Here is a 23,639-nt window from a genome sequence, read left to right on the forward strand (position 1 = left end):
TAGTAATTATTAGAACAGAGGTGTTAGTGTGCTTATTGGAACAGGAAAAAGTCACGGTAAGATAATTATTATGGGTGAACATGCAGTTGTCTACGGTTATCCAGCAATTGCCCTACCCTTGCTAAGCATTCCCGTGATAGTACAAATTAAACAAAGTAGTGAGAAATATATCTCTTCAAGATATTACGCAGGTACGCTAAAAGATATTCCGGAAACACTTTCAGGAATAAAAGTTTTGATAAATCAACTTGATGAAAAATTAAATCATAATAATTTATCCTATACGATTACTATAGATAGCAGTTTGCCTATAGAGCGAGGACTTGGTTCTTCTGCAGCTATTTCTGCAGCTATTGTTGACGCTTTTTTTGATTTCTTTAAAGTGGAATTGAAAAATTCTGAACAGCTTTCATATATTAATGATTCAGAAACTGTTAATCACGGTAAAGCTAGTGGATTAGATGGTGTTACAGTTATTTCTGATGAATCAATTTTGTTTAGCAAAGACAAACCTGTAGAAAGATTTAGTTTCTCATCATCAGGATTTATCATAATTGCTGATTCAGGAGTTAAAGGTAAGACTAAACAAACTGTTGCTGAAGTTAGAGATATGTACAATAAAGATGAAGAAACCATAGCACCTATTTTAGAAAAACTTGGTGATTATACTTTAGAAGCATATGAAGCTTTAAAATCTAATAATTTAGCAGAGTTAGGAAAAACATTTAATTCCGCTAATTTGTTGTTGTCCCAACTAGACTTAGGTAGTACTGAAACTGACAGACTTATTGAGGCAGCAAATAAAGGTGGATCTTTAGGTAGTAAAATCACCGGTGGAGGTAAAGGCGGATGTATTATCTGTCTTGCTAGTGATTTACGTAGTGCCCAAAAAATTAGAAATGAATTACAACTAGCTAATGCTTACCAAACTTGGATTCAGCCACTTTCAATATACGAAGAGGAAACTGATATTGACTAAAACATCACGTGCTTATACTAATATTGCGCTAATCAAATATTGGGGAAAAGCAGACGAACAATATAAAATTCCATATACAGGTAGCCTTTCTCTAACATTGGACAAATTCTATACTGATACTACAGTGGAAATCATCGATAGTGAGTATGATCAGTTTATACTAGATGGACAAATTGTTGACAATACACGCATTTCAAAATATTTAGACTTTGTCCGTAATGAATACGGTTTTGATAATCATCTTAAAATCATTTCAGAAAATCATGTTCCTACTTCTGCTGGTTTTGCTTCATCTGCATCTGGTTACGCTGCATTAGCCGGTGCTTTGAATAGTAATTTAAATTTAGGTCTGAACCAAAAAGAATTATCTATTTTAGCAAGAAACGGTTCAGGTTCAGCAAGTAGATCTATTTATGGTGGTTTTGTAGAATGGCAAGCTGGAAATAGCAACCAAACTTCTTTTGCTATACCTATTGATGAGAATCCAAAGACTGACTTGATGATCTTATCCGTTATTTTAAATGAAAATAAAAAAGATATTTCTTCTACTCAGGGTATGAGACTATCTGCTGCAACTTCACCCTTCTATGGTGAGTGGAAAAATCTAGTAAATCGAAATCTTGAAGAAATTAAATCTGCTATTTTAGCCAACGATATTCAAAAGATTGGTGAAATTTCAGAACACAATGCAATGTCTATGCATGCATTAACGATATCTTCAAACCCAACATTTACATATTTTTCTGGAAATACATTAAGAGTAATAGAATTAGTTAAAAAACTTAGAACAAGCGGAATTCTTGCATATTGTACAATTGATGCAGGTCCTAATGTTAAAATAATAACTGATAAAAATAATATTGATATTGTAGATGAATATATTAAAAATAACGTTGAATCAGCAAAAACAGTTCAAGCAAAAATTGGACAAGGATTAAGAGATATTGATTGAGAGGCAATGATTCATGTATTCAGTGAAAGCACCTGGTAAATTATATATTTCTGGAGAATATTCAGTTGTTGAAAACGGATATCCTTCAGTAATTACATCAGTAAATAAATATTTAAGAATAGATATTGAGGAAAAATCTGGAGAAGGCAGAATCTTTTCAGATATATTGAGTGATTCCTATGTTTCCTGGAATCGCGATGAAAATGATCAAATTATATTTAGTGAAGAATTAGATGGTGAATATATAAAATCTGCTATGGATATAGTAGAAAAAATTGTATTAGAAAACGGTAAAAAACTAAAATACTATAACCTGCGAATTGACAGTGAATTAAATAATATCGATGGTAAAAAATTTGGTTTAGGAAGTTCTGCCGCAGTTACAGTAGCAACCGTTAGAGCTTTAAATGAATTATATGAATTATCCCTATCCAACCTACAAATATATAAACTTGCCTCTCTTATCCATATATCAGTTCAAGGAAATGGAAGTTTTGGTGATATTGCATCAAGCACCTATGGAGGAATAATTGCCTATACCTCCCCTGATAAAAAAGAAGTAAATAATCTATTGAGCGAGTGTCAAACAATATCTGAAGTTATCAATCAACCTTGGAAAGATTTAAATATTGAATATCTGAGTTTACCTTCTAATTTAGATTTTTTGGTTGGATGGACTGGCAAACCTGCTTCAACAGGTAAAATGCTTAAATTAATGGATAAATTTAAATTAGATAAACAACAGCAGTATCAAAAATTTCTTTCTGATACTAAAGCTTGTGTTCTGAATGTTATTCAAGGATTCAAGGAATCGAATATAGATAAGATAAAAGAATACATTTCTTTTAATCGTGTACTTTTGAATAAACTGGCTGAACAAAGTGTTGTAGAAATAGAAACTCCACTACTAAGGAAATTATGTGATATTTCAGAGGAAAATCATGCATCTGCTAAGATTTCCGGTGCTGGCGGTGGTGATTGTGGCATAGCATTTGTAGAAAAAGATAATAATCAAAATTTAAACGATATAAAAAAAGAATGGGAATCAGAAGGAATTGTTATCCTAAATCTGGGTATTGGAGAAGTAATCAACTATGCCAAAACAAGATGAACAAATTCAAAGAAAAGTTGAACATTTATTTTTAGCTGAAAAATTTTATGATGATAATTCAATGGCAGATTTTGATTCAGTAAGATTGCTACACAATGCATTACCTGAATTATCGATGGAAGATATAGATCTGTCTACAAATTTTTTGGGTTTCAATTCTTCCCTACCCATTTATTTCAATGCCATAACTGGTGGTTCAAAACAGTCAGAGAGATTTAATGGAGAATTAGCTGAAATAGCTAAAGAGTTTAATATTCCTGTATCTAGCGGCTCTATGGGGGTTTACTTTAGAATTCCTGATACTGCACCTACTTTTAGAATATTAAGAAAAAAAAATCCTGCCGGTTTTGTTATTGCTAATATATCTGGTAAATATAATCTAGAACAGGCTAAACAAGCAGTTGATCTTGTTGATGCCAATGCTCTTCAAATTCATATCAATACCTTGCAAGAACTAGCTATGCCTGAAGGAGACCGTGAATTTTACTGGTTGGATAATATTTCAAAAATAGTTAATAATATTGGTGTACCTGTAATAATCAAAGAAGTTGGATTTGGTATGACGTCCAATGATATGGAAAGACTAATCAATATTGGTGTTAAAAATATCGATATTTCTGGATTCGGTGGTACCAATTTTGCTGAAATAGAAAGTGCTAGGAATCATGAATTTGATCTAACTTACCTGGATAATTTTGCATTATCTACTGTAGAATCTTTATTGGAATCTTCAAAAATTGCTGAATCTTCTGTAAATATTCTTGCTTCAGGTGGGATAAAGGCTCCTTTAGATGTTATTAAATCATTGAGATTAGGTGCGTCAGCTGTAGGTATTTCAGGATTGGCATTACACCACTTGCAAAAGTATTCGTTAGAAGAAACCAAATTGTTCTTTGAACATTTCTGTCAAGAATTAGAAATACTTATGGCAGCATTTGGTGCAAAAAATATTTTGGAAATAAAAAAAGCTCCCATCGTCTTCGATGAAAGCCTAGTTTCATATATGAAACAGAGAAATATTGATCTATCTTCTTAATCCTTTAGGATAGACATTTTTTATTTGGTTATTGCTATATCTTCCCCAGCTGAAAAGTTTATCCTGATATTTTAAACCAATCCACTTATTATCAAAGTTTTCTTCGATTTTAAGTGCTTCACCGTGGAGATATTTTTCAAACTCCACTTCATTCAAATTATAAACACTATTTAACAGTGTAGACTGAATTCCTAATATCCAAGCGATATCTGGTTCCAGTCTATTTTTTTTGAACTCGCCTAGTTTCAAACCGTTTCTAAGTACATGGAGATCCTTAAATCTATTATCTAAACTAGCTGCATTAATTAGATAGTTATTTAATTTTAGCAGATTAGTTTCAGATATCTTGTCAGTTAAATTTTGTTGTTCAAAATCTCTGAATAATTTTAAATCTTCTTTTTTTAAATTATTATTAATTTCTTTGATGCGAGTTTTTTTAGCTTCATTATCACCAGATTTGATCAATTTGCAGATAAAATGACCTTCACCGTCAAACTCATCAGGAAACATTCTGACCGTTTTTTTGAGTAAGGTATTATCATTCTCCCACTCTGGTCTTCCATCTTCCATACCTGAAAAATGTTCTATTTCTGAGATTTCTAGATCGGGATACTTTTCAAGCATATAGGCAATATTTTGTTCGTTCTCTTCTGGTGCAAACGTACATGTAGAGTATACTAACGTGCCACCAACTTTTAGTAATTTATAGGCACTATTCAAAATGTTTTTTTGTCTGTTTGCACATTGTTCAACATATTCTTGAGACCAGAATTTTACTGATTCAGGATCTTTACGAAACATACCTTCTCCAGAACAAGGTGCATCAACTAAAATTTTATCAAAGTACTCACTAAATGATTTTTCAAAATCTTTAGGCGAATTGCTAGTTACAACTGTATTCGATATGCCCATTCTTTCTATATTAGAAGACAAAATACGTGCTCGCTTGTCATTTATCTCATTGGAGACTAATAGCCCTTGTCCCATCATTTTAGAGGCCAAATGAGTTGATTTGCTTCCAGGTGCCGCACATAAGTCCAAAACTTTCTCATCAGACGGATTAACCACTTCGGCTGCAAACATTGCACTAGGTTCTTGGGAATATAAGTATCCTGCCAAATGATCAATAGAATTTCCGTCAATATCTCCGAAAAAGCCTAATTTTGAATATTCAATTGGTGATTTCATGCTTATAGATACGTTCTCATAATTTTCTTTTAATGGGTTAAGTCTAAAGGCATTACTTGATTCTAATTCCATAGCATCAAAAAGCCTACTAGCTCGATCTCCTAGTAGACTTTTATATTTTAATTTAAACTCTTGAGGTAAATTTAATTCCATCAATTAACTCCTGCGTCTAATGTAATAAATTTGGAAGATACCAATAAATGCAGTAATAATCATCGAGATTAGGACTACACGATTAAATAATGTATGACTTACAATAACGATATTGTTTGTAAACACAATAAACGAATAACCAATGACTATAGGAATTATTGTGTAGAGGAAGTATCTTAAAAGTAGTCCATTTCGATAATTGTTTTTCAAGTCACCTTTGAAAGTGGCTTTTTTCATATCATATCTTAATGGAACAAGAACGTATACATCAATGAAAATCAGTGCTAACAACAATAATATTACGAATATCTTGTATTTATTATTATCTGGTGAGGTTACTTGCCTAAAATCTCTAGTTTGTGGAACATACCTATGTGTTGAAGAAACTTTCATTTCTTTTTTGATACTCTTAAATGAGCTAGGTGTTGCAAGAGCTGCTCCATCTACTACAGTAACAACGTTTTTTAACTTAATATGACTGCTCTTTTGATTTGGAGAAATTGAAATCAGTGTTTGTTGATTTAATAATTCTGCCCCGCTAAAACCAATTTTTCCAATTACAGAAATATAATTGTCATGAAATTTAATATAACTTTCAGATTGGGGCTTGTATGACTTAATAGCTGCGTTATTACCCTGAACAGCAAAAGGTATCTGTGAATCAAAATCATTTATAGAAAAATATCTACCACTGATTGTTGGAACTTTTGTGATTTTTTTATTAGCATATATAAATGCCAAATCAGGATTGTCTTTTTCAAAGAAAATAATTTGATAATTAGGTAGATCTTTTTTACTTAAATTTTTAACAACAGTATTGATTGATTTTTTGGATTTTGTGGTTAAAACAGTAGCATTTTCACTCATTCCAAATTTATTCATTGAAGTATTATAGGTTATAGAGTCACTGTTTGATATGACTACTCCTATCAAAATTGTTACTAAAAGAATTAAGATACTAGAAATAATTTTTTTCATCATTAAAACCTTACATTATTCTACCAAATATAGTCTGTCATGTACTATGTCATAGTTAGAATAGGATTTATTTATTTTTTTAATTTTAGGATCATCAATTAATTGTGCATTACTCCAAAATTTAGCACTATTGGTTGCACCATTTTTTTCACCGATAACTAAAAACTGTAATTGATATTTTCTAACTAACTCTAATATATCATAATCAATCTCTTCTCGATCAGGACTCCAAGCTAAAATAATCGTCGATACTTGATTATGATATTTCTCAATAGCATTTAATGCATCTAATTCTTCAATATTGGTATACTGTTTTCTTCCAGTTTCGCTTTCCTTGGACCAACTGAGATTGTCTGTACAGATAGCAGTCCCACCTAATCTATTGATGGCGCTAGAAATATAACCATTCCCCGCCATTAGTTCCAAAAAAATCTCATTAGGATACTGTTTAACAAATTCTTCCATAAAATCTTCTGTGATATTAGCCCAATAACCAAAATTATTTTGTAGTTCTGTCCTTAATTCTCCTAATTGATGGTCGAATTCCTCTAAAGAGTTAACCTTAACTTCAAAATCATTTAAATCTCCCTCTAACGCAACCTGAAATAAACTAGTTATTTCATCTTCAGATAGCTCAATACCTGAAATATTTTCTTTAGGTAATAAATCGTTACTTAATGCGTCAAATATGTTATCTATTTTTTCAATACGACCATCTATAATACTACTATCCGGGAAGAAATTTTTGACTTCATTTAGTTTTTCTATATATTCATTTTTCATGTGTGAAATATCCTTAGTGAATTTTCAGTTAGTGGATTGGATCTTAATTCTAAAATCTTAAAAAAAGTTTATACACATTTAGATTTTATTTATTTAATAAAAAGTGTAAAATTTTATGTATAAAGATGAGGTGGAATTAATGGCTAAAAAAAATGATAATTCAAAACCTGTTAAAGAAGAAACTACTTTAGCATTTTGGGTTCAAACAGCAATTTACACTATTGTAATGGTAGCAGCTCTATTTTTGTTATTTACTTATGTAATATCTAATGATAAAGTTTCTGGACCTTCTATGCAACCTACGTTTGAAGATAACGAACGCGTTATCACCGTTAGACATTCAAACCTTCAACGCGGTGACGTTGTTGTACTGAAAGCACCAGATGAACCCGGTTCATTTTATATCAAGCGTATTATTGGTTTACCAGGAGACAAGATTGTTTCAAAGAATAACAAAATGTATGTTAACGGCAAAGAATATAAAGAAGACTTCCTAGATGCCGGTAATAAGTTAACAGAACCAGATACCAATTTGTATTATGGTAAAGGTTATGGATATACATATGATTTCACACTCAGTCAGTTAGCCAAATCTTCTAGCTCTTGGAAAGAAAGATACAGTGCTAGCGAGCGAAAAGATATTGAAAAAACAAATCAAGTTCCAAAGGGCACATATTTTGTTATGGGTGATCATCGTACCGTTTCAAAAGATAGCCGTATTATTGGATTCATTGATAAAAAATCAATTGTGGGCGAAGTTAAACTACGCTACTGGCCACTAAATAGATTGTCACTATTTTAAAAATTCGGAGGAATTTTACTTATGAGTAATCAATTAAATGATCTATCTGAAACAATTATTAAATATGAACGTGAAAAGAATATGACTGATGCACAATTAGCATTTGAAAGTCATCTTCCTGTAGAAAGAATTCATAATTTAAAAGCAGGTTCTAGCTCAGTATCTGAAGATGAACAAAAAATAATTTTGGAATACATCAGATTACATCCATAAAAAAAACACCCAATTGGGTGTTTTTTTATTTTTCGTCACTCTTTAAAGTTCCACCAACTGAGTAGTTGTTCTTTGACATTTCATTTAGAACAATGTGAACTCTTTCTGCAGGAACATCAGCTGTTCTAGAAATAGCCTCTGTAACTTCTTTGACAAGATTTCTAAGTTGTTCATCGCTACGACCTTCCACAAGATCAATGTGTACTAATGGCATAATATATCCTCCTTTTTATTTAATTTTATTTTATCTCAAGCAGTTTCAAATCACTAAAGTTTTTGCCTATGTGTATTTTCCAATACTCTGTTACATCTTCAAAATCTGATTTATTTTTTATTTTCATTGTTCAATTTTATTATTTCAAAAATTACATCCATTGCAGATTCCATTGATTCAATTGCCACATATTCAAATCTACCATGCATATTTTCTCCACCTGCAAATAAATTTGGTGTTGGCAATCCCATAAAGGAAATTTTTGATCCATCAGTACCACCACGAACTGCGGCTTCATCTGGTGCTATACCAAGATTTTTCATAGCTTTCTCGGCAATTTCAACCACATCCATGTGATCTTTAATAATATCGATCATATTGTAGTACTGATCTTTCATATCAATTTTGACAGTATCTTTGCCATATTTCTTATTTAATTCATCGGTAATAGCAATGATTTTATTTTTACGTTCTTCTAATCCGTCTCGTTCAAAATCACGAATAATATATGACATTGTTGCTGAATCAACAGTTCCATTAAATTCCAACAGATGGAAGAATCCTTGACGACCGTCTGTTTTTTCAGGAACCTCGTCACTTGGAAGAGCGTTTTGGAAATCAACACCTACTTGCACAGCGTTAATCATAATGTTTTTTGCTTCACTAGGGTGAACATTTTTACCAGTAATGCTTACCTTTAAAGCTGCAGCATTGAAAGTCTCATATTCTAGTTGTCCAACTGGGCCACCATCAACTGTATAAGCAAAGTCTGCTCCAAAGTCAGCAGTATCAAACTTATCAGCACCGGTACCAATTTCTTCATCAGGACCTAGCCCAATTTTGATTTTTCCGTGTTTAATTTCAGGATTAGCAATCAGATATTCCATAGCAGTGATAATTTCACTTACACCAGATTTATCATCTGAACCAAGTAGAGTATCACCACTTGTTGTAATTAGAGTTTTTCCTTCATATTTTTTTAATGATGGGAAAACAGCTGGATCAAGTGTATATTGACCTTCATCATCTAGTTTAATAATACTTTTACCATCGTAATTCTCTACGATTTTAGGGTTAATATTTTCTGAATTAAAATCAGCGGTATCAATATGTGAAATCAAACCCAAAGCAGGTACGTCATAATCAAGATTTGATGGTAATTCAGCAGTAAGGTAAGAATTATTAGGATTGATTTTAACATCACTCATACCAATCTCTTCTAATTCAGATTCTAGTTTTTTCAAAAAAACTGTTTGTCTTTCTGTTGAAGGAATTGTAGTAGAATTTTCGTCTGATCTTGTATTTTGTTTAACATATCCTAAAAATCTAGGGATAAGTTTTTCGTATTTATTTGTCATTTTATTTCTCCTTATAAAAAATTATATGGTTCTGTTATAACTTTAGACCTAATTACTTCTATATTCCAATTATTTATTGAATTCCACTGCCCTAATTTATCGGCTATTTTATCTATAAATATTTTTTCAATATTGTGTCCCGGATCAATCACATTTAATCCAAGTGACTGCATATCTTGTGCAGTATGATAATAAACATCACCAGTTATGAAAGTATCTGCTCCTGATTCCAATACATCAGGATAAAACTTGCCGGCATCTCCACCTATCAGTGCAACTTTTTTAACAGAATTAGGAATTTCAGATTTTATATACCGTAAGTTGGGTACCTTAAAACTTTTGGCCACTTTATTAGCAAATTCTTCAATTGTAGTAGCTTGATCTAGTTCTGCAAATCTTCCTAGATTACTACCCGGACGAAATTTTTGAATGTTTTTAAATCCCAATTGCTCCATAAGCCAATCATTCATTCCACCGTCAGCGTTATCAGTATTTGTATGTGAAGAATATACAGAAATATTGTTTGACAAAATATCGCTGTACATTTTATTTTGTGGATTTGAAAGATCTAGATTCTTTGCCGATCTGAACATTATTGGATGATGTGAAACTATCAAATCTACGTTGTTTTCAATAGCTTCTTCAACAACTAGTGGTCTAACATCTAAGGTAGTCATTACTTTTCGTATAGGAGCATTCTTATCTCCAATTTGAAATCCAGTAGGATCCCCTTCTTCTCGCAATTCTAAAGGTGCAAAAATTTCCATTTGTGTTATTACATCATTAACATTTGTCATTATTTAAGTACCTCTTTAACTAGCTCGATATTATTAGTTATTTGGTTTACTTTATCTTGATCAATATTTTTGGCTCTTTGTATATTTTTTAGTGATTTTTCATAACTTTCTAACTTACGACTCCATTTTGCAATGAATGCTTCTTTTTTAGTCTTACTTAATATTGGTCCCATTAGTAACTCTGACTCACTTAAAATTTTAGGACTTTTAATTTTTTTAGCTTTTATGATTTCGTATGTATGATTGTCTTCATTGATAATATTCTCATCAATGATTTCAAAATTATTATCAGATAACCATTTTCTTACTAATGGTTCGCCAATATTTGGTTGAAGTATCAAATTTTTAACATTTTCTAATTGTTCTGATGTGGACTTAGATAAAATATTTTCAATTAAAATCCCACCCATACCGGCAATAATAACTGTATCAATTAAATCTGGACCCAAAATAACGTCTAAGCCATTGCCTAGACGCACTTGGATTTTATTAGAAAGACCAAAATTTTCAACGTGTTGCTTTGAAATATTCATAGGCCCTTCTACAACTTCACCAGCTATGGCAAAATCGATAATATTATTTTGGACTAATTCTATAGGAATGTAGGCATGGTCTGAACCAATATCAGCAACACGTGATTCTGGATCAACCATGTCATATACAGCTTTCAATCTATTCGATAAAAGTTCCATCTAATCTCACCTATTTTAGTTTGATGTTTTACGATCAGCGTCTGTCATGTATTCACGAGTCATAGGTAATGCTGAGCCGCTAGGTCCGTTTGTAATTAGGAATTGAATTACGTCGATGTTTCCACTTTCAAATGAAGCAGCACATCCTTGTAAATATAAATCCCACATACGAACAAATCTGTCTCCATACATATCTTTGACCTGATCTCTAACTTTATTAAAGTTATCGTACCAGATTTCAACAGTCTTTTGATAATGTCTACGTAATGGTTCAATATCATCTAGTTGTAATTTTGCATCCATGATATGGCCGATATTTTCCTTCAAATCAGGAATATATCCACCTGGGAAAATATACTTAACTAACCAAGGATCAACTCCTAATCCGTAATGTTGACCTGTAATACCATGAATTAGAGCTGTTCCATTTGGAACAAGTAATTCTTTGATTTTTTCAAAGTATCCGCCAAGATTTTCTTTACCAACGTGTTCAAACATACCAACAGATACGATATGATCAAATTTTTGATCAAGATCTCGGTAATCTTCTAGAATAACGGTCATTTGATCTTCTAGACCTTCTTCTTTTATACGGTTATTAACAAAATCAAATTGTTCTTGACTCAATGTCACACCTGTAGCTTTTAAACCGTATTCCTTAGCAGCTGTGAGCATCATAGTTCCCCAACCACAACCAATATCTAGGAATGTTTCACCTGGTTTAGAGTTAAGTTTATTTAAAATATGATGTACTTTATTCCATTGAGCTTGTTCCAATGTGTCTTCAGGTGTTCTAAAGTAAGCACAAGAATAAGTCATGGTATCATCAAGCCACATTTTGTAGAAATCATTTCCTATATCGTAATGTTCTTGAATCTCTTTTTTGTTGCCTTCTTTTGTATGACTAAACTTAGGAACAAATCTTTTAAGATTAATGCTAGACATAAAACTATCAGACATTCGGTATGCAGAATTAATAAGTTTTTGAAGTGAACCTTCAATTTCTATTTTTCTGTCCATATAAGCTTCACCAAGTGTCAATGTTGCATGTTTAAGTAAATCAGAAATTGCAACTTTGGTATTAAACTTAATTGTAATTTCTGGTGTATCACTTGGTCCATATTGCTTTTCACTTCCATCCCAGTAAACTACTCTAACTGGTATTGTGAATGATTTTTCAAAAACTTTATCATATACTGTGCGATCTAGCATAATATCCTCCTAAAACTATATAGCTAATATTGTAAATCAAATTTTATAAAATAAAACAGTATTTTCGAAATTAATGTTTATATAAATGAAAAAAACCTGATGTTTTGATATCAAAAATGATACCGAACATTAGGCTTTTCATTTATTATTCAAGAAAATCTTTTAGTTGTTTAGATCTTGATGGATGTCTTAACTTTCTTAGAGCTTTAGCTTCGATCTGACGGATTCTTTCACGAGTTACGCCAAATACTGAGCCTACTTCTTCAAGAGTTCTTGTACGTCCATCATCAAGTCCAAATCGTAATCTAAGCACATTCTCTTCACGATCTGTAAGTGTGTCTAGTACACTTTCTAACTGTTCTTTAAGTAATTCATATGAAGCGTGATCTTCTGGACTTGTTGCGTCAGAATCTTCAATAAAATCGCCAAGATGAGAATCGTCCTCTTCACCGATAGGTGTTTCAAGAGAAACAGGTTCTTGAGCAATTTTTAGGATATCACGAACTTTGGCAGTTGGCATATCCATTTCAGCACCAATTTCTTCTGGTAGAGGTTCACGACCTAAATCTTGAAGTAATTGTCTTTGAATACGAATTAATTTATTAATAGTTTCAACCATATGTACTGGAATACGAATAGTTCTAGCTTGATCAGCGATAGCACGAGTAATCGCCTGTCTAATCCACCAAGTTGCATACGTTGAGAATTTAAATCCAAGTCTGTAGTCAAATTTTTCGACAGCTTTCATTAATCCCATGTTACCTTCTTGAATTAAATCAAGAAATTGCATTCCACGACCAACATATCTTTTGGCAATAGAAACAACCAAACGAAGGTTAGCTTCAGCCAATTGTTGTTTGGCTTCTTCGTCACCTTGTTCAATTTTTAAAGCTAGATCAACTTCTTCTTGAGCAGTAAGAAGTGATACACGACCAATTTCTTTAAGATACATTCTTACAGGATCATTAACCTTAATATCAGTTATTTCTGTATTTTTCTTTGTATCTTCTGCAGTGTCTTCTTCTTTTTTAAGAGCATAGGAACTTGGATTTCCTTCAGCATCAACAACACTGATACCTTGATCTTCAATGTTTTCGACAACTATAGAAATATCTTCTTCTTCCAGTTTGAATGGTGCTATTAGTTCAGCATTAAGATCTTCTTCTGAAAGTTCTCCGGCCTTTTTATAATCTTTAATGACCTTTTTAGTTGCTGTTGCTACTTCGTCATTTGTAATTTCTCTTACAGTAGATGTATTTTTCTTTGCCATATATGGATATCCTCCGCCAATTAACTATCGATTAGTCAATTGTTGTTTCACTTTAATTAATTTTTGAGTTATTTCTAACTGTAATGCAATATTTCCAACTAATGTAGCTTGTTTCAGTTGTTCTTCTAGTTCTTGATATTGACTTTCTAAGCTGGAATTTTGAACATTATTTATATAATCTGCAATCTCCTGTTCAGAATAGGAATCAGGCATACGCATCATTTCTATTTGTGCTAGTAAATTACGCTGATTATCATCAATGTAGTTCATAAATTCAGAAATGGAAATATCGTCCACATTCTGTCCAGACTGATATTCAATTAAAGAATTAAATAGTTGTTGATATTTATCATGTAAAAATGTAAAATCGTTTCCTTTAAGTGAAAGTCTAATATCAGTATGCTTAATTGCCCAATACATCAAACTCAATTCGGATTTCTCAATTTTATCAAACTTAGTTGGCACTTTAGCAGTTAATTCTTCTAACTCTTTAAGTTTAACATTTTTATAGTTGTTTGCGGGCTTTCGTATCTCTTGCCTTCGTCTATAGCTGTCGAACTCCTTTTTTACTGAGTTGACAGATATATTCAATTCTTCGGATACCTTAGATAAATAAATATCAATCTCCACTGGAGAGTTCAGTTTGGCAATCTCACCTAATGCTTTATTTAAATATTCCAATTGATCTCGCTCGTTATCCAAATTATAATTTCTTTTCAAATAGCTTAGATTGAAAGCAATTGGAGTTTGAATAGCATTATTAACAAGATTTTTAAAACTTTGAGATCCGTTTTCTCTGATATATTCATCTGGATCTTTTTGACCAGGTATAGAGATTACGCCAAAGTTAAATCGATTATCATTTAAATGAGAAAGAGCTCTATAAGTGGCTTCAACTCCAGCATTATCGCCATCGTAACAAATATTTATCTGCTTTGTTATCCTACTCAAAGTATATAATTGATCGTCAGTTAAGCTTGTACCCATAGATGCTACACCATTTGAAATGCCTGCACGATCAGCACTAAGAACATCCATAAAACCTTCAAATAGAATAACACTATTGGTCTCTCTGACTGCTCTTTTAGCATTGCTTAAATTGAATAAAATTTTACTCTTATTAAATATAGGTGTCTCAGGACTATTCAAATATTTAGCAGTGTTATCTTCCTTATCTAAAATTCTTCCTGAAAAGGCTACAACGTTGCCTGATTCATCGGTTATTGGAACCATAATCCTGTCTCTGAATCTATCAAATAGTTCTCCACTATCATTTTCTACAAACAAACCAGATTTCTTTAAAATATCATCAGAGATATCTTTATCTTTGAAAAAGAGTACTAGCAAACTCGAATTATTTGGAGCATATCCTAGAGAAAATTTTTCAATTTGATTATTGTCTATATCACGATTATTTAGATATTTTAAAGCATTAGAACCATTCTCGGTCTTCATTAAAATATGATTGTATAGCTGTGTAACTTCTTTGTACATCTGGATAAGAGTCCTACTATCAGAATTCTCGTAATTATTTGAAGCAGATGGAGTGTACGAATCTGGAACAGGTATATTAGATAAATTTGCAACTTCTATAACTGCCTCAGGAAATGATTTATTTTCCATTTCCATAATAAACTTAAAGACATTGCCTCCACGGCCACAACTGAAACAATGAAAAATCTGCTTATCCTCAGCAACAGAGAATGAAGCAGTTTTTTCTTCATGAAATGGACATAGTCCAAATAAATTTTTTCCAGCTTTTTTTAACTGAACATAACGACCTATAACATCAACTATATCCGTCTTGGAGGTAACTTCATCAATAAATTCTTGTGGTATTCTATTTGCCAATTTAGCTACCTCCAATCTATTTAGAGTAGAACAAGGACATATAATATAACACATATTATATTATATAACAAACAATGTGCTACCAATATCTACTTAGTGACTATTTTAGATAGATCCCCTAGTTTTGCAATTATATTGTCTGCAATAACTAGTTGTGTTAGACGATTGTTTTTTACATTATCATCGTCAGCCATAATCATATTTTCATCAAAATACAATTGAATGGTATTTTTAAGATTTGCTAACTGTGTATACAATTCTTCAGAAGTCATTTCATCAAATTTAATATTAGAAATACCATTACGTAATTCTGATTCGGAAGGATTTTCAAAGTAGTTATCATCAACGCTAAGCTCATTGTTAAAATCAAACTCTGCTTTTTGAGCAAGATTTACAATTCTACTTAGTGATTCAATAATTTCCTTGAAATCATCATCATTTGAATGATTTTGTAGTATATGAGCTACATCAATCATCGCAACAGGATCAACAACATCATTAGATGTTACTGCTTCAATAATATCTGTACGAATCTTTTCACCATGTAGATATTGCTTTACTCTATCTGTAATAAAATCATCTAACTCTTTTGAATTTTTGTTTAAGTCCAATGAAGCAGGAACATCTAAATTATCTTGGAGATAAATTTGTAATTCATTAAAGTCTAGAGACCAATTATTTTCTTTTAGAATTCTGACAATTCCTGCTGCTTGTCTTCTAATAGCATATGGATCATTAGATCCACTCGGAATTAGATCGACTGCAAAGAATGTAATCATTGTGTCTAATTTATCGGACAAAGCTAGAACTGAGCCAACTTTTGAATCAGGTAAATCACCGTCTGCAGAAATTGGCATGTAGTGTTCTCTGATAGCTTTTGCTACTTGTGCGTTTTCACCCATTAAATTAGCATATTTTTCACCCATGATTCCTTGTAGTTCTGGGAATTCATCGACCATATTGGTAACAAGATCAAATTTGTAGATATCACTGGCACGAAGTAAGTCATTTTTTTCTGTGGCTGATAATCCAAATTCATCTGCTAAATAACTAGCTATTTGATGTACTTGCATCATTTTTTCATATAATGTACCAATTTTTACATGAAAATTAACAGTTTTTAATTTCTCAACATAATCATTGATAGATTTTTTCTGATCTTCTTTGAAGAAGAAATCAGCGTCTTCTAGTCTTGCTACAAGAACTTTTTCATTTCCACGAATGACATTTTCTAAGTGTTCTGAGTTACCATTTCTAACTGAGATAAAATCAGGAACAAGATTACCATTACTATCTCGAGCATAGAAATATCTTTGATTATCTTTCATAGAAGTTATTAAAACTTCTTCAGGTATTTCTAAATATTTTGGATCAAATTTTCCACTAAATGCTGTTGGATATTCTACTAAATTATTTACTTCTTCAAGAAGTCCTTTATCTAGGTCGACATTCCAATTGTTGTCTTTAGCAATTTTATTAATTTGGTCAACAATAATTTGTTTTCTTTCATTTGCGTCTACGAAAACAAAGTCGTTTTTTAATTGTTCTACATATGTATCTGCAGACTCAATTTCAATATCTTTTCCTAAGAATCTGTGTCCACGAGTATTTCTTCCGGATACAACATCCAAGATTTCAAGATTTACTACATCACTGTCTAAAAGTGAAACAATCCAATGAATTGGTCGAATGTATTCAAAATCGAATGAACCCCAGTGCATTCTTGTTGGGAAAGTTATTGACTTAATAACTTCTGTTAATCCTTCCAAAACGTCTTTGGATGATTTTCCAGTTTCATGCTTTTGTATATATGCGTATTCTTCACCCTTTAGTTCTTCAAAAAAGATGTCATCTTCACTCAAATCTTGACCCTTAGCAAATCCAATAGCAGCCTTTGTCCAGTTTTCATCAGCATCTAGAGCAATTTTTTTAGATGGTCCTTTAGCTTTTAAATCAATATCTTCTTGTTTGTCCGCAATATCCTTAATGATTACTGACAATCTTCTAGGTGTAGAGTATTTCTCAATACTATTAAATGAAATACGATTTTCTTTTAAATATTTTTCTGCTTTTTCGGCAAGTTGATTAACACTATTAGTAACAACATGTGCTGGCATTTCTTCTAAGCCAATTTCTAATAGATAGTTTTTAGGCATTTTTAGTCTCCTTTGCTGCATGATTTAATAGTGGGAATCCACGTTTTTCACGTTCATCTACGAATGCTTGAGCAACCTTATGTGCCATACGTCTAATACGTGATAAGAAAGCAGCTCTCTCAGTTACTGAAACAGCTCCACGGGCATCCAATAGGTTAAATGTGTGACTACATTTAAGAATATAATCGTAAGCAGGATGAACTAAACCTAAATCCATCAATCGATTTGCTTCTGCTTCATATTTATCAAAGAAGTCAAATAGCATATCTTGATTGCTTTCTTCAAATGAATATTTAGAATGTTCGTATTCTGGTTCTTTGAAGATATCTCCATATAAAACACCATCTCCCCACTCTAGTGAGTAGACGTCGTTTACATCTTGAATATAAGAAGCTAATCTTTCAACACCATATGTTATTTCTGATGTTACAGGAGAACATTGAAGTCCACCAACTTGTTGGAAGTATGTAAATTGAGTAACTTCCATACCGTCTAGCCAAACTTCCCAACCAACACCGGCACAACCCATTGAAGGATTCTCCCAGTTGTCCTCAACAAATCGAATATCATGTTCCAATGGTTCAATGCCCAACGCACGAAGTGAATCTAAATAAAATTCTTGAATATTTTCAGGTGCAGGTTTCATAACAACTTGAAATTGATGATGTTGATACAGACGATTGGGATTATCACCATATCGACCATCAGCTGGTCTTCTTGATGGTTCAACATAAGCAGCATTCCAAGGTTCTGGTCCGATGGCTCTTAAAAATGTATAAGGACTCATTGTTCCAGCACCTTTTTCAGTGTCATATGCTTGCATAAGCATGCAACCTTTTTGACTCCAAAATTCTTGAAGTGTCAAAATCAATTCTTGAACTGTTAGTTTCTTTGACATATTTTCTCCTTATTTGTAAAAGACAAAAAAGTCGCCTCTTACAGAATTATATTTAATCTGTAAGGGACGACTAATCGCGGTTCCACCCTAATTCAGGGTTTCCCCTGCTCTTTTATATTTAACTGAAATATATAACTAGTTTCGCCATAAAAAATTGCGGTTCTCACTAATTCCGCATCACTGTATTTATATATATTTAATATTAACACCATGAATAAAGTTGTCAATATTTAAATATTCCATTTTTTTAAATCATCTAAATATTTTTTACTTTTTGGAAATTCTCCAACAAGGTCAACATGAATAGAATCTATAGCATGTTGCAAAAGTAGTTTTTCAGATTCTTTAACATGTATATCAGAAATATTATCCAAACTTGTTGTACTCAATTTTCTTATTAATTCAACAATATTTGAAGGTATGTGTAACCTATTGGGATCATCATCAAAGTGCTTATGGCAAATTATTCCGCCATGTACTGTTGAAAAATCAAACGGCCCTTCAGTTTCATTACCAATAACACAAGAATTCACATTGGGTTCAACACCAAATATTTCAAAAATTTGTATTTGTATTAAATTTGTCACTATTTGTGGATCATAGCCTTTATTAATCAGACTAATTGTTTTAAAAATTTTTGTATACCAATCTATACCTAATGGTTCATCAAAAAATGCTGATCTTGTTAAATCAAAAATAAATGTAGCATAGGAACTCAATTCAATATCATTAATAATATTTTCAAACTGTTTCACGTTTATTGCTGAATTAATATATGAAAATCCATCTTCTTTTATTAAGCCTGAATAATCTGCATAAGTAAATGGAATCACAGCACCAGATAATTTGGAGTTTGGTTTTTGAACTCCTCTAGCTAAAATACTTTTAAAACCATAGTCCTTAGTCAGTACAGTTAAAATTGCACTGCTATCTTGATATTTTGCTCTTCTAGTTATAATGCCAAAAAAACTAGAATTATTTTTGTTCATTAATTAATATCCTTTAGTGAATAACCTGCTCTTGTTAAGAATAGTGGATCATCACGCCAATTTTTCTTAACTTTAACCCATAACTGTAAGTTTATTTTTTCACCTAGAAGATGCTCAATCTTAATTCTAGAGCCAATTCCAATGTTTTTAAGCATGCTAGCTTGCTTTCCAATTACGATACGTTTCTGAGTTTCGCGTTCAACATAGATAGTAGCTTCTACCTGAAGTTTGCCCTTTTCTGTACGTTGATTCATTTGTTCAACAACAACTGCAACAGAATGAGGTATCTCATCATGGGTCTCTTTTAGGATTTTTTCTCTAATAAGTTCCCCGACAATAAAATACTCAGGATGATCAGTTATTTGATCATCATCATAAAATTTTGGACCTTCTGGTAAGTACTTTGTTAGTGAATCTATTAATTCGTCCACATTATTACCTAATGTGGCAGATATTGGTACAACTTCAGCAAATTCTAAAATATCACTATATTCCATAATTTGAGCTGGAATTTCATCAGGACTAATTAAATCAATTTTATTTAGTACCAAAAATACTGGAGCTTTAATATTTCTAAGCTCCTCCATAATAAATTTGTCTCCAGGGCCAACACTTTGTCCTGCTTCAGTCATAAACAAAACCACTTCTACTTCTTTAAGGGCGGATAAAGCTGCTTTATCCATATACTGATCTAGATCATTTTTTGGCTTATGGATACCAGGAGTATCTAAGAAAATAATCTGACGATCATCATCAGTATAGATACCTTGTATCTTGTTTCTTGTTGTTTGTGCTTTAGGTGAAGTAATTGCTACTTCTTCCTTTAAAATACGATTCATAAATGTTGATTTTCCAACATTTGGTCGACCTACAATTGCAACAAAACCTGAACGAAATTTGTTTTCCATTAATTTAATTCCTTACTGTCAAATACTAAAGGCATTATTTGATCAAAACGATATTCTTCGAAATCATTCTTATTATTTGATAAAAATACTTGTCCGTCAGCGTCCATAAACTCTGTCATAACTTGTCGGCAAGCTCCACAAGGCTTAGTCATTTGATCAGTCTTGTTTACAATAATGATTGCTTTTACTTTTTTGGCACCTTCTGAAACTGCCTTAAATATTGCAGTTCTCTCTGCACAATTAGTTAGACCATATGAAGCATTTTCTACATTAGCTCCAGTATAAATATTGCCATCATCACATACAATTGCTGCACCAACTTTGTAGTTTGAGTAAGGTGCATATGCGTTGTCCATTGCCTTAATTGCTTTATCAAATAATTCTTTTTCGTTAATATTCATAATGAATAAACCTCAGTATAGTTTTTATTTTTTTAAACCAAAGTCACTTAGTATTGTTTCCTGAAGACCTATCATCTCTTCTTCTTCAGACGATTCAATATGATCGTACCCATTTAGATGGAGAATACCATGAACAATAGTATATCCAAATTCTCTATCAAATGAATGCTCATATTCTTCTGCATGTTCCGCTACAATATCTGTACTTATAAATAAATCACCTAAATCAATTGGTAGATCAGGTATTTGACTCTCAATAAAATCAAGCCCCTCATCACCATCGTTGATTGCAAAGCTGATCACATCTGTTGGTCTATCTACATTACGGTATTTTTTATTTATTTCGTGAATTTCTTCAACTGAAACTACATGAATTGAAAGTTCAGTATTATCTTTTAAGTTAAGTTTATTTGATGCGAATTGAACTAGCTCTTCAATCCAGTCGACTCTAGTTTGATCTACAAGGTTATCATCGTTAAAGATTTCTAATTCCATGCTATTCCTCTTCTTCATAAGCATCTATAATTTCTGCCACAACCGGATGTCTAACAACATCTGATGATGTAAATTCAACGAATTTAATATGTGGGAGATTTTTTAGAATGCTACGAACCTGTACTAATCCACTTTTTGCGTTTCTTGGTAAATCAATTTGAGAAATATCTCCGTTTACAATCATTGTTGAGCCAAATCCCAAACGTGTCAAAAACATTTTCATTTGTTCACGGGTAGTATTTTGTGCTTCATCCAAGATAACAAACGATTCATCTAATGTACGTCCACGCATATAAGCTAAAGGTGCAATTTCTATTACGCCGCGTTCCATTAATCTCTCAGTATGTTCTTTACCTAAAATAGCATATAGAGCATCGTAAATTGGTCGTAAGTAGGGATCTACTTTTTCCTTTAAGTCACCAGGAAGAAATCCTAAGCTCTCACCTGCTTCGACAGCGGGTCTAGTTAAAACTATACGTTTAACTTTACCAGCTTTTAAAGCAGAAACTGCCATGACTACAGCTAAATATGTTTTACCAGTACCAGCAGGACCAATTCCAAAAGTTATGTCATTATGATTTATGGCATTAATATATTGTCTTTGACCAAAATTTCTAACTCTGATGGGTCTACCAGCAAAATCTCTAATTAACTCCTCTTTGTATAAATCTTCAAAATACTCTAATGTACCTTTTTCTGCCATTTTTAGACCACTGACAACGTCAGGTGCACCAATGGTAATGCCATTACCAGTAAGTTTTAATAATATTCTTAATAATTCCTTTGTAATGACAACATTATTTTCACTTCCAGAAATTTTGATCTCGTCTCCGAAAGCATTAATTGTTACTTTTAAATCATCTTCTATCAATTTTAGGTTACTATCATTAACCCCAAATATGCTAACTGGATCTTGAGATTTATCAATAAAAATTGAGTCATTTGATTGTTCAAGATTTTCTGTCAATTACCATACCTCCCATTTATTAATGCCATAATATCATATCTGACTTGTTTTCATGTATAAAAAAAGGTTAAAACATATAATAAAACATGTTCTAACCTAATTAATTAACGGCGCTTCTTGTTTCTCTTACGAGCTGCCTCTGATTTAAGCTTTCTTTTAACACTTGGTTTTTCGTAGAACTCACGTTTTCTGTATTCTTGAAGAGTACCACTCTTTGAAACAGAACGTTTGAAACGACGAAGAGCATCATCAAGCGATTCATTTTCATGAACGATAGTTTTGGCCATTTGATATCCCTCCTTCCGATTTTAAACGTAACTGTATTACTTGTATAACAGTTCATATGTTATTATATCAAAAAGAAGTTAATGTTCAAACATTTTTTTACAATAAGGAGAGGTATTATGACTAAACAAGCAAATATTTTTGTAATTTCAGACTCTGCGGGTGAAACTGCTGACAGTGTAGCCCATGCAGCTCTTGCACAATTTACTAACTTAGAGGTAAATTATACTAAATATCCATTTGTAACTACAAAAGAAAAGATTGATGCTATTTTGGCTTCTGCAAAAGAAAAAGATGCGATAGTTCTTCATACAATAATTTCAAAAGAATTCTATGAACAAATTGACTCTTTCTGTAAGAAAGAAAACTTAATATGTTTTGATATTCTAAATCCAATTGTTAATGCAGTTGCAGAAAAAATGGATGAAGAACCACTTAGAGTTAAGGGATTGACTCACAGATTGAATGACGATTACTTTGATAAAATTTCTGCTATGGAATTTACTGTTAATAATGATGATGGTAAAAATCCTAAAGGATTGCTTGAGGCTGATCTTGTATTACTTGGAATTTCAAGAACTTCAAAGAGTCCCCTATCACTTTACTTAGCTAATCAAAATATTAAAGTTGCCAATTTGCCATTGGTTCCAAGTTCTGAACTTCCAAAAGAAATCTGGGAAGTCGACCCTAAAAGAATCATTGGTTTGACTAATGATATGAATGTTTTGATGAAAATAAGAAAACAAAGAATGATTGCATATGGATTGAATCCTGATACTGTCTACTCAGATGAAAGTGAAATTCAAAAAGAATTAGATTATTCAAATGGAATTTATGAAAAAATTGGCTGCCCTGTAATAAATGTTGCAGATAGATCTATAGAAGAAACAGCTGCTTTGATTATGGAACAATTAAATATAAATGGATTCAAAAAAACCGGCCTATAAGGTC

25 protein-coding genes are annotated in these 23,639 nt (G+C 32.0%); 7 read left to right on the forward strand and 18 right to left on the reverse strand.

Annotation, left to right across the window (positions count from 1 at the left end):
• Positions 1-28 precede the first annotated feature (28 nt).
• From mvk to fni, 4 genes are read left to right on the forward strand one after another with little or no spacing between them, the layout of a single operon-like run.
• Positions 29-979 (forward strand): mevalonate kinase, encoded by a 951-nt coding sequence (gene mvk, locus CS873_RS05105; RefSeq protein WP_099974797.1) that lies wholly within the window; start codon positions 29-31, stop codon positions 977-979.
• Positions 972-1,931, forward strand: a complete 960-nt coding sequence (mvaD, locus tag CS873_RS05110) for a diphosphomevalonate decarboxylase (RefSeq protein ID WP_099974798.1) — start codon at positions 972-974, stop codon at positions 1,929-1,931. The genes mvk and mvaD overlap by 8 nt, the downstream gene beginning before the upstream one ends.
• A gap of 13 nt (positions 1,932-1,944) precedes the next feature.
• The gene (locus CS873_RS05115) at positions 1,945-3,042 is read left to right on the forward strand and encodes a phosphomevalonate kinase (protein WP_099974799.1); all 1,098 of its coding nucleotides are present in this window, start codon (positions 1,945-1,947) and stop codon (positions 3,040-3,042) included.
• Positions 3,026-4,078 (forward strand): type 2 isopentenyl-diphosphate Delta-isomerase, encoded by a 1,053-nt coding sequence (gene fni, locus CS873_RS05120; protein WP_099974800.1) that lies wholly within the window; start codon positions 3,026-3,028, stop codon positions 4,076-4,078. The genes CS873_RS05115 and fni overlap by 17 nt, the downstream gene beginning before the upstream one ends.
• On the opposite strand, the gene CS873_RS05125 is transcribed toward fni, so the two are convergent.
• Genes CS873_RS05125 through CS873_RS05135 form a run of 3 tightly spaced genes read right to left on the reverse strand, consistent with a single transcriptional unit; the run spans position 4,067 to position 7,180 of the window.
• Positions 4,067-5,419 carry an RsmB/NOP family class I SAM-dependent RNA methyltransferase gene (locus CS873_RS05125; protein WP_099974801.1) on the reverse strand — a complete coding sequence of 451 codons (1,353 nt, stop codon included), beginning with the start codon at positions 5,417-5,419 and terminating at the stop codon, positions 4,067-4,069. The two genes, fni and CS873_RS05125, sit on opposite strands and share 12 nt — an antisense overlap.
• Positions 5,420-5,422: 3 nt before the next feature.
• Positions 5,423-6,400, reverse strand: a complete 978-nt coding sequence (locus CS873_RS05130; protein ID WP_245823047.1) for a hypothetical protein — start codon at positions 6,398-6,400, stop codon at positions 5,423-5,425.
• 12 nt (positions 6,401-6,412) lie between these two features.
• Positions 6,413-7,180 carry a hypothetical protein gene (locus tag CS873_RS05135; protein WP_099974803.1) on the reverse strand — a complete coding sequence of 256 codons (768 nt, stop codon included), beginning with the start codon at positions 7,178-7,180 and terminating at the stop codon, positions 6,413-6,415.
• A 139-nt stretch (positions 7,181-7,319) separates the two neighbouring features.
• Between CS873_RS05135 and lepB the strand changes: the two genes are divergently transcribed.
• Together lepB and CS873_RS05145 are read left to right on the forward strand one after the other, a co-directional pair.
• Positions 7,320-7,982 (forward strand): signal peptidase I, encoded by a 663-nt coding sequence (lepB, locus tag CS873_RS05140; protein WP_099974804.1) that lies wholly within the window; start codon positions 7,320-7,322, stop codon positions 7,980-7,982.
• A gap of 21 nt (positions 7,983-8,003) precedes the next feature.
• The gene (locus CS873_RS05145) at positions 8,004-8,195 is read left to right on the forward strand and encodes an LBP_cg2779 family protein (RefSeq protein WP_099974805.1); all 192 of its coding nucleotides are present in this window, start codon (positions 8,004-8,006) and stop codon (positions 8,193-8,195) included.
• 25 nt (positions 8,196-8,220) lie between these two features.
• Here CS873_RS05145 and CS873_RS05150 read toward each other — a convergent pair whose 3' ends face one another.
• The 15 genes from CS873_RS05150 to rpsU form a co-directional block, all read right to left on the reverse strand.
• The gene (locus CS873_RS05150; RefSeq protein WP_099974806.1) at positions 8,221-8,409 is read right to left on the reverse strand and encodes a 2-hydroxymuconate tautomerase; all 189 of its coding nucleotides are present in this window, start codon (positions 8,407-8,409) and stop codon (positions 8,221-8,223) included.
• Between the two features lie 110 nt (positions 8,410-8,519).
• Entirely contained in the window at positions 8,520-9,767 is a 1,248-nt protein-coding gene (gene pepT, locus CS873_RS05155) for a peptidase T (protein WP_099974807.1), read from the reverse strand.
• A gap of 11 nt (positions 9,768-9,778) precedes the next feature.
• The gene (locus CS873_RS05160; protein WP_099974808.1) at positions 9,779-10,564 is read right to left on the reverse strand and encodes a Nif3-like dinuclear metal center hexameric protein; all 786 of its coding nucleotides are present in this window, start codon (positions 10,562-10,564) and stop codon (positions 9,779-9,781) included.
• Positions 10,564-11,256 (reverse strand): tRNA (adenine(22)-N(1))-methyltransferase, encoded by a 693-nt coding sequence (locus CS873_RS05165; RefSeq protein WP_099974809.1) that lies wholly within the window; start codon positions 11,254-11,256, stop codon positions 10,564-10,566. Before CS873_RS05165 ends, CS873_RS05160 begins: the two co-directional genes overlap by 1 nt.
• A 15-nt stretch (positions 11,257-11,271) precedes the next feature.
• On the reverse strand, positions 11,272-12,468 hold the full coding sequence (locus CS873_RS05170) for an SAM-dependent methyltransferase (RefSeq protein ID WP_099974810.1): 1,197 nt from the start codon (positions 12,466-12,468) through the stop codon (positions 11,272-11,274).
• A gap of 145 nt (positions 12,469-12,613) precedes the next feature.
• Positions 12,614-13,738, reverse strand: coding sequence for an RNA polymerase sigma factor RpoD (rpoD, locus tag CS873_RS05175; RefSeq protein WP_099974811.1), 1,125 nt, complete (start codon positions 13,736-13,738; stop codon positions 12,614-12,616).
• Positions 13,739-13,762: 24 nt separating this feature from the next.
• Entirely contained in the window at positions 13,763-15,589 is a 1,827-nt protein-coding gene (gene dnaG, locus CS873_RS05180; RefSeq protein ID WP_099974812.1) for a DNA primase, read from the reverse strand.
• 89 nt (positions 15,590-15,678) lie between these two features.
• Complete coding sequence (glyS, locus tag CS873_RS05185) at positions 15,679-17,745, reverse strand: glycine--tRNA ligase subunit beta (protein ID WP_099974813.1); 2,067 nt, start codon at positions 17,743-17,745, stop codon at positions 15,679-15,681.
• Positions 17,738-18,643: a glycine--tRNA ligase subunit alpha gene (glyQ, locus tag CS873_RS05190; protein WP_099974814.1), complete on the reverse strand. Its 906-nt coding sequence runs from the start codon at positions 18,641-18,643 to the stop codon at positions 17,738-17,740. Before glyQ ends, glyS begins: the two co-directional genes overlap by 8 nt.
• A gap of 230 nt (positions 18,644-18,873) precedes the next feature.
• A complete protein-coding gene (recO, locus tag CS873_RS05195) occupies positions 18,874-19,632 on the reverse strand; it encodes a DNA repair protein RecO (RefSeq protein WP_099974815.1) in 759 nt (252 codons plus the stop codon).
• The gene (gene era / locus CS873_RS05200) at positions 19,632-20,540 is read right to left on the reverse strand and encodes a GTPase Era (RefSeq protein ID WP_099974816.1); all 909 of its coding nucleotides are present in this window, start codon (positions 20,538-20,540) and stop codon (positions 19,632-19,634) included. Before era ends, recO begins: the two co-directional genes overlap by 1 nt.
• Positions 20,540-20,941, reverse strand: a complete 402-nt coding sequence (locus CS873_RS05205; protein WP_099974817.1) for a cytidine deaminase — start codon at positions 20,939-20,941, stop codon at positions 20,540-20,542. The genes era and CS873_RS05205 overlap by 1 nt, the downstream gene beginning before the upstream one ends.
• A gap of 24 nt (positions 20,942-20,965) precedes the next feature.
• Entirely contained in the window at positions 20,966-21,436 is a 471-nt protein-coding gene (gene ybeY, locus CS873_RS05210; RefSeq protein ID WP_099974818.1) for an rRNA maturation RNase YbeY, read from the reverse strand.
• A 1-nt stretch (position 21,437) separates the two neighbouring features.
• Positions 21,438-22,403, reverse strand: a complete 966-nt coding sequence (locus tag CS873_RS05215; RefSeq protein WP_099974819.1) for a PhoH family protein — start codon at positions 22,401-22,403, stop codon at positions 21,438-21,440.
• Between the two features lie 104 nt (positions 22,404-22,507).
• Positions 22,508-22,690, reverse strand: coding sequence for a 30S ribosomal protein S21 (gene rpsU / locus CS873_RS05220; protein ID WP_010623558.1), 183 nt, complete (start codon positions 22,688-22,690; stop codon positions 22,508-22,510).
• Positions 22,691-22,807: 117 nt separating this feature from the next.
• Here rpsU and CS873_RS05225 point away from each other — a divergent pair, with 117 nt between their 5' ends.
• Positions 22,808-23,635 carry a pyruvate, water dikinase regulatory protein gene (locus tag CS873_RS05225; protein WP_099974820.1) on the forward strand — a complete coding sequence of 276 codons (828 nt, stop codon included), beginning with the start codon at positions 22,808-22,810 and terminating at the stop codon, positions 23,633-23,635.
• Positions 23,636-23,639 lie beyond the last annotated feature (4 nt).

The organism is Companilactobacillus metriopterae (genome assembly GCF_002762335.1).
Lineage (GTDB): Bacteria > Bacillota > Bacilli > Lactobacillales > Lactobacillaceae > Companilactobacillus > Companilactobacillus metriopterae.